The following is an 11982-nucleotide window of genomic DNA, read 5'->3' on the forward strand; positions in this document are numbered from 1 at the left end:
CAAAGGAATCCGTCATATACATGACGGGGTTGTGCATCATGCACTGGCTTTTAACACACTGTTGAGTTCTCAAGAAACGGACGCGTACACCCGCTAACCGATCAGGTGGCATTTCGTTCCGTTGTGTCTCTATTCTCGCATTCGGCCTGGTCAGTGTCAAATTGACGCTGCCGGACATTTGTGCGGGAATTTCGACCACCCCGTTTCCGGGGCAACCCCTCTAACTTACCAGCCTTCCAACCGGTTAGCGAACCGATCTTCAGGACTGCCGAGTTTCAGGGAGCCGATGGTGCGAACCATGCCAAAGTCACCAGAGTGAAGAGGATGGTTGCGCCGCACCTTGTCGGCTCCTAAACATTAGCAGCGCCCCCCGAGTGCTCGGGACGACTCACGGCCACAGAACGATCACGGCCGAACATAGACTCGCCACGTGAGCAGCAACACGCCGCCTGTGGCGAAGAAGGTTCCTACCGAGCGCACCCATCACGGCGACACCGTGATCGACGAGTACGCCTGGCTTACCGATAAGGACGACCCGGACACGGTCGCCTACCTGGAGGCGGAGAACGCCTACCTCAAGGAGAACACCGCCCACCTCGGAGAGCTGCAGGAGCAGATCTTCCAGGAGATCAAGGGCAGGACGCAGGAGACGGACCTCTCCGTACCCAGCCGCAAGGGCTCCTGGTGGTACTTCTCCCGCACGGAAGAGGGCAAGCAGTACGCCGTCTCCTGCCGCGTCCCCGCTGAGGGCGACACCCCGCCCGAGATCAAGCCAGGCGCGAGCCTGCCCGACGAGGAGATCCTCCTCGACGGCAACGCCCTGGCCGGCGACAGCGACTTCTTCGCCGTCGGCACCAGCGCGCTCACGCCTGACGCCACGATGCTGGCCTTCTCCACCGACTACAAGGGCGACGAGCGCTTCACCCTGCGCTTCAAGAACCTGGAGACCGGCGAGCTCCTCGACGACACCATCGAGAACGTCTTCTACGGCGGCGCCTGGTCGGCCGACGGCACCACGTTCTTCTACACCCGCGTCGACGACGCCTGGCGCCCGTTCCAGGTCTACCGCCACACCCTCGGCTCCGACGACGACGTCCTGGTCTACGAGGAGCAGGACGAGCGCTACTGGGTCGGCATCGGCCTGACCAGGAGCGAGAAGTACCTGGTCCTCGGCGCGGGAAGCAAGATCACCAGCGAGGTGCGCCTGCTCGACGCGGCCGACCCCACGGGCGAGTTCCAGGTCGTACGGCCGCGCACCACGGGCGTCGAGTACGGCATCGAGGACGCGGGAGACCACTTCCTCGTCCTGCACAACGAGAACGCGGAGAACTTCGAGCTGGCAACCGCTCAGAAGAACGAGCCGGGCACCTGGACCCCGCTCATCGAGCACCGCGCCGACACCAGGCTCCTGGAGATCGACGCCTTCGAGACCCACGCGGTGCTGCACTTCCGCCGCGACGGCCTGACCGGCATCAGGGTCCTGCCCAACGACGGCGACGCCTACGAGATCGAGTTCCCCGAGCCCCTCTACGACGTCTCCCCCGCAGGCAACCCCGAGTTCTCCACCAACCGCCTGCGCCTGGGCTACACCAGCATGGTCACCCCGCCGTCGGTCTACGACTACGACCTGGCCACGCACGAGCTCATCCTGCTGAAGCAGCGCGCGGTGCTCGGCGGCTACGACCCGGCCGACTACGAGCAGACCCGCGAGTGGGCCACCGCCGAGGACGGCGTCAGGGTGCCGATCTCCATCGTGAAGCGCAAGGACGCCGCCACGCCCGCGCCGACCGTCCTGTACGGCTACGGCAGCTACGAGACCTCGATCGACCCCGGTTTCTCCGTCGCCAGGCTCTCGCTGCTGGACCGCGGTTTCGCCTTCGCCATCGCGCACGTGCGCGGCGGCGGCGAGATGGGCCGCCACTGGTACGAAGACGGCAAGATGACCCACAAGAAGAACACCTTCACCGACTTCGTGACCGCGGCGAAGCACCTGAAGAAGGGCTTCTCCAGCAAGGTCATCGCGCGCGGCGGCTCTGCGGGCGGCCTGCTGATGGGCGCCATCACCAACCTCGCCCCTGAGGAGTTCGCCGGCGTGGTGGCCGAGGTGCCGTTCGTCGACGCGCTCAACACCATCCTCGACCCGTCGCTACCGCTGACCGTGATCGAGTGGGACGAGTGGGGCGACCCGCTGCACAACGCGGACGTCTACGCGTACATGAAGTCGTACACGCCGTACGAGAACGTGGACGGCCGGTCGTACCCGCCGATCCTCGCCATCACCAGCCTCAACGACACCCGGGTCATGTACCACGAGCCGGCCAAGTGGATCGCCAGGCTGCGCGCGACGGCGCAGGGCGGGCCGTTCCTGCTCAAGACCGAGATGGGCGCGGGGCACGGGGGTAGGAGCGGGCGTTACGACTCCTGGCGCGAGGAGGCGTTCGCGCTTTCCTGGATCATCGAGAGGGGCACCGCATGACGTACACGGCAGCGGAAGACAGGTACGAGCGCCAGCCGTACCACCGCAGTGGCAGGAGCGGGCTGAAGCTGCCCGCCGTGAGCCTGGGCCTGTGGCACAACTTCGGCGACGACCGGCCGATCGAGAACTCCCGCCAGATCCTGCGCCGCGCGTTCGACCTGGGCGTGACGCACTTCGACCTGGCCAACAACTACGGCGTGCCGTACGGCTCTGCTGAGCGTAACTTCGGCACGATCTTCGCCCAGGACTTCGCGCGGTACCGAGATGAGCTCATCATCTCGTCGAAGGCGGGCTACGACATGTGGCCGGGGCCGTACGGCGAGTTCGGCAGCAGGAAGTACGTGCTGGCCAGCCTCGACCAGTCGCTCCAGCGCATGGGTCTCGACTACGTCGACGTCTTCTACAGCCACCGGCCCGACCCGGAGACGCCGTTCGAGGAGACGATGGGCGCGCTCGACCACGCGGTCAGAAGCGGCAAGGCGCTGTACGCGGGCATATCCAACTACTCAGCCGAGCAGACGGCGCAGGCCGCGCGCATCATGCGCGAGCTCGGCACGCCGCTGCTGATCCACCAGCCGTCCTATTCCATGATCAACCGGTGGATCGAGGACGGCCTGCTGGACACCCTGGAGGAGGCGGGCATGGGGTGCATCGTGTACTCACCGCTCGCCCAGGGCCTGCTGACCGACCGCTACCTCAAGGACGTGCCCAAGGACTCGCGGGCCGCCACCAGCCGGTTCCTGTCGAAGGAGCAGGCGGAGGCCGACCGGGAGCTGGCGAGCAGCCTCAACGAGCTGGCCGAGCAGCGTGGGCAGTCGCTGGCTCAGATGGCGTTGGCGTGGGCGGGCAGGGACCCGCGGGTGACGAGCGTCCTCATCGGCGCCTCCAGCGTGAAGCAACTGGAGGACAACATCGCGATGGTGGACGGCCCGCCGTTCACGGAGGACGAACTGGCGGCCATCGACAAGCTCGTGAGTCCGACTCCGTCGGACTCACGAGCTTAAAAGGCTGTGTTTATTGGTTCACTCGCTTCGCTCGCTCACAGGGCCTCGTGCCGCTGGAGATAGGTGAACGACGCCCATCCGGGCAGGACGGGCAGCCAGAAGGTGAGCAGCCGGTAGAGCAGCACCGCCGAGGTGGCCAGCTCTGCCGGCAGCCCAGCCACGGTCAGGCCGCCGATGAGCGCGGCCTCGACCGCGCCCAGCCCGCCGGGTGTGGGCGCGGCGGAACCGATGGCGTTGGCCGCCAGGAACACCACGGCCACGGCGGTGAAGCTCATGTCGCCGCCGAACGCAAGCACGCACGCGTCGAGGCAGGTCACGAAGGCGATGGTGAGCAGCAGCGTGCCGCCGAACCCCTCGAGCATCTTGCGCGGCGACTGCAGCACGTCGAGCAGCCGCGGCAGCACGTTGGTGAACAGCGACCTGGTGCGCTTGGTGATGATCCTGCGCAGCGGCGGCACCCCGAGCACCACCACCACGAGCACGCACACACCGAGCATCACGAGGACCAGCGTGCGCGACGGCGTGAACGACGTGGCCGTGTTGGACCCGGTCACGTAGGCGAAGAGCAGCAGCAACGCGATGTGGAAGACGAGCCCGACGAGCTGCGAGGCCCCCACGCTGGCCAGGGCGAGCGTCGGCGGGACGCCGCGCTTCTGCAGGTAGCGGGTGTTGATCGCGACGCCGCCCACGGCCGCCGGTGCCACCAGCTTCACGAACGACGAGGCGAACTGCACCAGCAACGTGCGCCCGAACGGCAGCGCGGCGGGCACGAACCCCCTGATCATCAGGGTCGCGGCCACGAAGCTCACCCCGGAAGCGATCAGCGCGACCCCCGCCCAGCTCCAATTGGCCGTGGTCACGACCTGGCCCAGGTTCACCTTGCTCAGCTGGGAGAACAGGATGTAGGCGGCGAACGCGCTGGCGATGATCGTGATCAGCGTGCGCGGCTTGAACCGTTCGAGCCGCACCTCCTCGACCTCGGCCTGCGGCTTCAGCGCGACGATGCGCTCGCGGATGGCCGGGAGCAGTTCCTTGTCCTTGGCCACCGCCGACCGCGTCTCGCGGGTGAGCGCGATGCGTTGCAGAAGCGGCAGCGACCCGGCCAGGGTGTCCGGCCCGAGGATGGCCGCAGCGGCGGCGACGGACCGCTCGGCGCCGACCCTGATCGCCAGGTAGGTCAGCAGTTGCGCGATGTCGAGGCGGAGCAGCAGGTCGCCAGCGGCGATCTCGCCGCTGCGCGCGTCCATGAGGACGACCCGGCCGGCCCGGTCGAGGTGGATGCTGTCGCCGATGAGCCGCCGGTGGGCCAGCCGCTGGACCTGCAGCAGCATGACCTGCTCCCAGATCTGGGCGAGCAGGTCGTCGTCGATCTCGTCGTCGGGCACGTCGTCGAGCGGCCTGGTCTCGATGTGCTCGTAGGCCAGCAGCGCCGCCTCGGTGCCGATCTCGCTGGTGCCCAGCAGGCGCGGCGTGGACGCCCCGGCCGCCTGCGCCGCGTAGGCCATCAGCGCCTCGCGCTCCAGCTCCGCTCTGAGCGAGCGGATCGCCCGCCTCCTGGTCTCGGAGTTGAGCCTGATCCGTCGCCACAGCCGGTACGGCAGGCCGGCGACCTGCCGGTCGCGGTCGAGCACGGTGACGTCGAGGCTGCTGCCGTCCTTGAGTCCTACGGCGTAGCGCCTGCTGCCCTGGTGGTCGTCGTCGATCCGGCGGGCGGAGACCGGCGAGAACGACAGCTTGCGCAGGGCCGCGATCACCGCGTTGCCCGGCGGCCTGGTGTTGGGGCTGCCTACGCCGTACAGCGTGCCGTACCCGATGGCCATGCCGGTCAGGATGGTCACGATCGCGCTGGGAAGGGTGATCTGCTTGCCCGAGTAGAGGGCGAGCAGGTCGAGGCTCACGGCCAGCCACATGCAGGCGCGCCACGTGGGGCGCCTGGAGATGCGCACGGCGGTCGCGTAGGCGATCACGGAGGTCAGCAGCGTGTTGAGCGGCTCCGCGCCCGCGCCGACGAGGAGCTGGCGCAGGTCGTCCGGGCCGCTGGGCGAGACCAGCCACTCGCCGACGAGGAACGAGCCGACCATGCCGATGATGGCCGCGATGAGCCCTTCGGCCACCCGCAGCCCGTCGCGGTGGAAGACCCGCTCGACGGCGAAGGCGGCAGGTACGGCGAGCACGGCCGCGCCACCGACGAACGCGGCGACCCGGCTCAGCACCTCGGGCAGGAACCTGGTGCCGACGGTGACGTCGGCCTCGAGCCCGTTGAGCGTCTGCTTGGCGACGAGCGCGAGCAGGACGACCGCGGACAGCGACACCAGCGTGGCCAGGAAGCGCAGGAGATCGGAAGGACGGCGCAGCCGTTGGGGCAGCAGCGGTTCGACGACGAAGACGACTTCGTCGGCGCGCGCGCCACTCACGGCTGGATCCCCCTCCGAGAGGTCCGCCGCTTTTTCACGATCTCTGATATTCGCCACCGACAGCGATTCTGCACCTTCTCCAGCCAAGCGTGCGATCTTTAACCTCTAGTGTCCCCAATCGTCACCGCAGTCATCGCACCGGGTAAGGACTCTGCCAGGCGCGTTGTGCCGTCGGCTCACCGGGTCCGCGTATTGGCGACGCTTTCTCCATGCTCACTCACGCGTTGCTTGCCCTGGCCCTTCTGACCCCGGGCGACCTGCTCGTCGAGGCGGTCTCCACCGAGAACGTGCTCGGTCATCTGCAGGCGCTGCAGGCGATCGCCGACGCCAACGACGGCAACAGGGCGGCGGGCACGTCCGGTTACGACGCGTCGGCCGATTACGTGGCCGCGAAGCTGCGCCGCGCCGGTTACCAGGTGACCATGCAGCCGTTCGAGTTCCCCTTCTTCAGGGAGCTCGCCCCGGCCTCGCTGGGGACGACCCTGATCTACTCCGGCAGCGGCGACGTGACGTCCGCCCCCCAGCGAGCAGGCACTGGCTGTACGGCGGGCGAGTTCAAGGGGTTCGCCAAGGGGCGGATCGCGCTGGTCAAGCGCGGTGAGTGCAGCTTCGCCACGAAGGCGGACGCGGCGGTCGAGGCGGGCGCAGCCGCGGTCGTGGTGGTCAACAAGCGCGGGCCGTTCATGGGCAGCCTGGACGGGCCGGTGAGCATCCCCGTGGTGGGCGTCGACGCCAAGGACGGCACGCGGGTGGCCAAGCTCGACCAGGTCAGGGTGTTCACCAAGACGATCAGCGAGATGCGCACCACGCACAACGTGATCGCCGACCGTCCGGGGAAGGGCAAGGTCGTGATGGTCGGGGCGCACCTCGACTCGGTGCAGGACGGCCCGGGGATCAACGACAACGGCTCGGGGAGCGCGGCGACACTGGAGATCGCGCTGCAGGCGGCCCGGCTGCATCCGTCGCGGCCGGTGCGTTTCGCCTGGTGGGGGGCCGAGGAGGAGGGGCTGCTCGGGTCGACGCACTACGTGGCGAGCCTTTCCGAGGAGGAGCGGGCGAGGATCAAGCTGTACCTCAACCTGGACATGGTGGCCTCGCCCAACGCGACCTTCGGGATCTACGACGGGGACGACTCCGACAAGACGGGCGCAGGGCCCGGGCCGAAGGGGTCGGCGCGGATCGAGCGCGCCTTCGAGAAGTACTTCACCCGGCAGGGCCTGCCGTACATGGGGACGGACTTCACCGGCAGGTCGGACTACGGGCCGTTCATCGAGGCGGGGATCCCGTCCGGCGGGCTGTTCACCGGTGCGGAGGAGGAGAAGACGCATGAGGAGGCCAAGAAGTTCGGCGGGGCGGCGGGCAACCCGCAGGACGGCTGCTATCACCAGGCGTGCGACACGATCCAGAACGTCGACGAGGAGGTACTCGGGGTCATGACCGAGGCGACGGCTTCCGCACTAGAAACTTTTGCGTGGCGATAAATCAGAAGAATCACCAGTTTCTCGGGCACCAGTAGTCATGTATGTCGCACCGTTAAGGACATGAACGTAAAAGACTGGATCGCAAGCGCATCCGCGTCAGGGTGAGCGAGGTGCCCGCCATTGACCTGCCCGTCATCCCGGGTGCGACGGTGGTGGCGGTCAAGACGAAGTTGCCGCGCGGTCTTTGGGGGGTGAACACGGCTGGCGAGATCATGGTGACCGTCGTCCAGTCGGGCTCCCTGATCATGCAGACCTACGTCGACACGTTCGGTCACGTGGCGGAGGGGGCCAGGACGTTCAGCGAGGAGGCGTGGGGCAGGGCAACGGACAAACTCGGCCATTCCGGGTGAATCATCTACTCTGATGTCATGCTGAAGGTGCTCGGGGCCTGCCCGCTCGACTGTCCAGACACGTGCTCGTGGATCGTCACCGTCGAGGACGGCAAGGCGGTCAAGATGCGGGGCAACCCCGACCACCCCTACACCCGCGGCGCCCTCTGCGTGAAGGTGAACCGCTACCTTGAACACACCCAGGCGCAGGATCGCATCCTGTATCCGCTCCGCCGTACCGGGCCCAAGGGCTCCGGGCAGTTCGAGCGGATCACCTGGGAAGAGGCGCTCGACGAGATCTCCGTACGGCTCCGCCAGATCGTCGACGAGCACGGCGGCGAGGCCATCTGGCCCTACCTCGGCACCGGCAGCCTCGGCTACCTCCAAGGCGAGGAAGGCGTCGCGGGCCGCAGGTTCTGGAACGTGCTCGGCGCCTCCAAGCACTGGCTCAACATCTGCTCGTCCGCCGGCGGCGCCGGGCTCACCCGCACCAACGGCACCCCCGCGGGCATGGACCCGGAGAACTTCGCCCAGTCCAAGCTGATCCTCCTGTGGGGCACCAACACGCTGACCACCGGCCACCACCTGTGGAAGTTCATCCAGGACGGCAGGGCCAACGGCGCGCACGTGGTCGCCATCGACCCCATCCGCACCCGTACGGCCGACCAGGCGGACGAGCACCTCGCGATCCGCCCAGGAACCGACGCGGTGCTCGCCCTCGCCCTGCTCAATGTGGTCCTGGACGAGGGCACGCAGGACGAGGAGTTCCTGCGCGAGCACACCGAGGGCTGGGAGAGCTTCCAGGAAGAGATCCGGAAATATCCGGTCGAGAAGGCCGCCGAGATCACCGGCATCCCCGCCGAGTCCATCCACAGCCTGGGGATGAAGCTCGCCCACACCAGGCCGACCGCCATCCGCGCCACCCAGGGCATCCAGCGCCACAAGGGCGGCGGCACCGCCCTGCGGACGATCGCCGCGATCCCCGGCGTCACCGGCGACTGGCGCCACCCCGGCGGCGGCGTCGCCTACTCCACCAGCGGCCACGTGCACTTCGACATCGACATGCGCGACGACCTGCTCGCCAAGCCGGTGCGCACGCTGACGATGACCAAGCTGGCCTCGCAGCTCGAATCGGTCAAATGCCTGTGGGTGTACGGTGCCAACCCGCTCGGCTCCACCTCCGACACCAACACGATCAGGCAGGGCCTCCAGCGCGAGGACCTGTTCACGGTCGTCATGGAGCAGTTCCCCACGGACACCGTCGACTACGCCGACATCGTGCTCCCCGCGACCATGCAGACCGAGCACGCCGACCTGCACGCCGGCTACGGCCACCTGTACCTGCTGTGGAACGAGCCCGCCGTGGAACCGGCCGGTGAGGCCCTGTCCACGACGGAGACGTTCCGCCGGCTGGCCGCGCACATGGGGATGACCGAGCCGTCGCTCTTCGACTCCGACCTGGAGCTGACCGAGCAGCTGCTGTCCAGCGGCCACCCGTCGCTGGAGGGCATCACCCTCGACCGCCTGCGCAAGGAGGGATGGGTGCGGATGAACTACCCCGAGCCCTTCGCACCCTTCGCCGAGGGTTTCCCCACCCCGAGCGGGCGGCTCAGGTTCCCCCCGCCGGACAAGGCCTACGTGCCGCCCGCCACTGCCGAAGGCGATGGGCTCATCCTCATCACCCCCGCCGCGCACACGTTCCTCAACACCACGTTCGCGAACAACCCCGAGTTGTTGCGCCGGGCCAAGGACCCGACGGTCCTGGTCAACCCGGTGGACGCCGAGGCGCGCGGCCTGACCGACGGCCAGCGGGTGCGGGTGCACAACGCGGGCGGCGAGTTCCTGGCCGACGTGGAGATCAGCGACCGGGTCGCGGCGGGCGTCGTCGCCTCACCCAAGGGCCGCTGGCCCAAGCTCAGCCCCGGCGGAGGCAACCCGAACGCGGTCGTCGCCGAGCGGGACGCCGACATGGGCAGGGGCCCCGCCTACCACGACAACCGGGTCGAGCTCACCCCTTGTGCTTGTCCATGAACGCGAGGATGGTGTCGAGCGCCTGAGGCCCGTGCTCGGTGGTGAACAACCCTGAGGCGTGCGTCGCCCCGGGGAAGATCTGCATCTGGTTGTCCGGCACCTCAGTGGCCGCGTCGTGCGCCCTCTTGATGGCCTCGCCGCCGCCGGAATAGTCGTCCTGGCTGCCGAGCTGCAGCAGCGGGACGGTGAGCTTGGCGGTGTCCGCCGGGTCGGGGCTGCCGGACATGCTGACGACGCCGGCCAGACCCTTGAGCTTGAGCGCCGCGGTGACCGAGATCGTGCCGCCGATGGAGCCGCCGACGAGGTAGAGGCGCTCGACGCCCTTCTCCTTGGCTAGCCTGCCCGCCATGTCGAGGATGACCTCGGCAGGCGCGTTCGCCGAGCTCCTTGAGTAGAGCAGCACCCGGTATCCGGCGGCGACCAGGCGGTCGGAGAGCGGGCGCCACGTGCAGACGTTGCCGCCGCGCTCGTAGGTGATGACCGCGCCGACCTTGCCGTCCCCGGCAATGATGCCCGGCATGTCCTCGTCGCCGTACTTGAAGATCTTGCCGTCCTTGTCGGTGAAGCACCCGTTGACATTGGGGCCCGTCGGCACAGCGACGGCCGAAGCCTTCGAGGCCGTCGGGGCCTTCGGGGTAGGGGTAAGAGCGCTGACGCTGGCCGCGCCCCCGCAGGCCGTCAGCGTCAGTACGAGCCCAGCTACACCCACGAGCCGTCGCACGGCATCTCCTTATGTCTGAACTGACATAGTTGTGGGGAAACCATACCCTTGGGGGACCATGACCTCAACGCTGGGATTCGCCATACTCGCGGTGCTCGCGCGGGCTTCACGAACGGGCTACGAGATCGCCGCCACCATGAAGCGGCCCGTCGGATACTTCTGGACGGCAGGCCACAGCCAGATCCACACCGACCTGCAGAAACTGCTGTCCGACGGCCTGGTGCGGTTCGAGGCAGAGCACGGGCCAGGACCGCAGGGCAAGAAGGTCTACCACCTGACGGACGCGGGCAGGTCGGCGCTGCGCACCTGGGTGACCGAGCCGGCCCGCGAGCGGCCGGAGCGCGACGAGCTGGTGCTCAAGGCCTACGCGTCGTGGCTGGCAGAGCCCGCCCTGGTCCGGCGGCTGTTCGAGGAGCAGCTCGCCGTACACGAACGGCAGGTGGCCGACTACGAGGAGATGCAGGCGTCCTTCGAGGGGCCGCCGCCTGTCGGCCACCCGGCGTTCGCGTCGTACGCGACGCTGATGTGCGGGTTGAGCTACGAGCGGCACCGCGCCGGGTGGTGCCGCTGGATGGTGGATCAGCTCAGCGCGAGCTTGTAGCCCACGTGCGAGGCGGTGAAGCCGAGCGCGTCGTAGAAGCGGTGCGCCTCGGTGCGTGAGTTGTCCGAGGTGAGCTGCACCATCGCGCAGCCGCGCGCCCTGGCCCTGTCGATGGCCCAGCGCATCATCTTCCCGCCGAGCCCCATGCCGCGCGTCGAGGCGGCGACCCTGACGGCCTCGACCTGGCAGCGCTCTGCGCCCATGCGGGACAGCCCGGCCAGGTAGGTGAGCTGCATGGTGCCGACCACCTTGCCGCCGACCTCGGCGACGATGAGCTCGTCCCAGGGGTTGGCGTCGATCCGGTCGAAGGCCTCGGCGTAGCGGGGGTCGTTCGGGTCGCTCTCGCGGGTGGCGCCGAGGTGGTCGTCGGCCAGCATCGCCACGATGGCCGGAACGTCCTCCCTGCGTGCCGTACGGAAGATCAGGGACAGGACGTAGTGCGACTCCATCAGCTCGGGGTTGGACGGCAGCGCCATGACCTTGCCGCTGGGGGTGAACCCCTTGCGCGCGTAGAGGGCGCGGGCGGCGGCGTTCTGGTCGACCGCCCACAGGCCGACCTGCTCGGCGCCTGCCGTACGCGCCCAGGCGATGACCTCGTCGACCAGCCGTCCTGCCAGCCCCGCGCCCCTGGCGTCGGGGGCGACCCACATGGACAGCAGGTGCACGCCGTCCTCCTCGGCCATCCCGCAGACGAGGCCGACGTCCTCTCCGTCCCTGACGGCCACCCACCACGCGCTGCTCTTCAGCCGCTCCGTCCACTTCTCCGGTGGGTAGGCAGCGTCGCGGGCGTGCGTGGAGCCGAAGGCGTCGGGCGCGTCCAGGAGCGCGCGGAGCCTGATCTCCCTGAGCCGCTCCCCCTCGTCGTCACCGAGTCGCTCGATAGTCATTTCCTGCATGTCCGAATCATGTCAGGGACGGGTCAGGG

Annotated in this window: 9 protein-coding genes; 6 read left to right on the forward strand and 3 right to left on the reverse strand. The window is 68.4% G+C overall.

The features are described 5' to 3' along the window. Window positions 1-430 precede the first annotated feature (430 nt). Both ACIBG8_RS42260 and mgrA read left to right on the forward strand, forming a co-directional pair. Window positions 431-2476 (forward strand): S9 family peptidase, encoded by a 2046-nt coding sequence (locus ACIBG8_RS42260; protein WP_397348885.1) that lies wholly within the window; start codon window positions 431-433, stop codon window positions 2474-2476. Beyond that, complete coding sequence (gene mgrA / locus ACIBG8_RS42265; RefSeq protein ID WP_397348886.1) at window positions 2473-3480, forward strand: L-glyceraldehyde 3-phosphate reductase; 1008 nt, start codon at window positions 2473-2475, stop codon at window positions 3478-3480. The genes ACIBG8_RS42260 and mgrA overlap by 4 nt, the downstream gene beginning before the upstream one ends. 35 nt (window positions 3481-3515) lie before the next feature. On the opposite strand, the gene ACIBG8_RS42270 is transcribed toward mgrA, so the two are convergent. Next, on the reverse strand, window positions 3516-5894 hold the full coding sequence (locus ACIBG8_RS42270) for a YbhN family protein (protein WP_397348887.1): 2379 nt from the start codon (window positions 5892-5894) through the stop codon (window positions 3516-3518). 209 nt (window positions 5895-6103) lie between these two features. On the opposite strand from ACIBG8_RS42270, the gene ACIBG8_RS42275 reads away from it, so the two are divergent. The 3 genes from ACIBG8_RS42275 (at window position 6104) to ACIBG8_RS42285 (ending at window position 9735) form a co-directional block, all read left to right on the forward strand. Then, window positions 6104-7375, forward strand: coding sequence for a M28 family metallopeptidase (locus ACIBG8_RS42275; protein WP_397348888.1), 1272 nt, complete (start codon window positions 6104-6106; stop codon window positions 7373-7375). A 110-nt stretch (window positions 7376-7485) separates the two neighbouring features. Next, window positions 7486-7725: a hypothetical protein gene (locus tag ACIBG8_RS42280; protein ID WP_397348889.1), complete on the forward strand. Its 240-nt coding sequence runs from the start codon at window positions 7486-7488 to the stop codon at window positions 7723-7725. An 18-nt stretch (window positions 7726-7743) separates the two neighbouring features. Next, complete coding sequence (locus ACIBG8_RS42285; RefSeq protein WP_397348890.1) at window positions 7744-9735, forward strand: molybdopterin-dependent oxidoreductase; 1992 nt, start codon at window positions 7744-7746, stop codon at window positions 9733-9735. Here the strand turns inward: ACIBG8_RS42285 and ACIBG8_RS42290 are convergent. After that, window positions 9713-10456 carry a dienelactone hydrolase family protein gene (locus ACIBG8_RS42290; RefSeq protein WP_397348891.1) on the reverse strand — a complete coding sequence of 248 codons (744 nt, stop codon included), beginning with the start codon at window positions 10454-10456 and terminating at the stop codon, window positions 9713-9715. The genes ACIBG8_RS42285 and ACIBG8_RS42290 overlap by 23 nt on opposite strands. A gap of 58 nt (window positions 10457-10514) precedes the next feature. On the opposite strand from ACIBG8_RS42290, the gene ACIBG8_RS42295 reads away from it, so the two are divergent. Then, window positions 10515-11057 carry a PadR family transcriptional regulator gene (locus ACIBG8_RS42295; protein ID WP_397348892.1) on the forward strand — a complete coding sequence of 181 codons (543 nt, stop codon included), beginning with the start codon at window positions 10515-10517 and terminating at the stop codon, window positions 11055-11057. Here the strand turns inward: ACIBG8_RS42295 and ACIBG8_RS42300 are convergent. After that, window positions 11036-11953, reverse strand: coding sequence for a GNAT family N-acetyltransferase (locus tag ACIBG8_RS42300; protein WP_397348893.1), 918 nt, complete (start codon window positions 11951-11953; stop codon window positions 11036-11038). The two genes, ACIBG8_RS42295 and ACIBG8_RS42300, sit on opposite strands and share 22 nt — an antisense overlap. Window positions 11954-11982 lie beyond the last annotated feature (29 nt).

Origin of the sequence: Nonomuraea sp. NPDC050556, assembly GCF_044457355.1 — a bacterium.
Lineage (GTDB): Bacteria > Actinomycetota > Actinomycetes > Streptosporangiales > Streptosporangiaceae > Nonomuraea.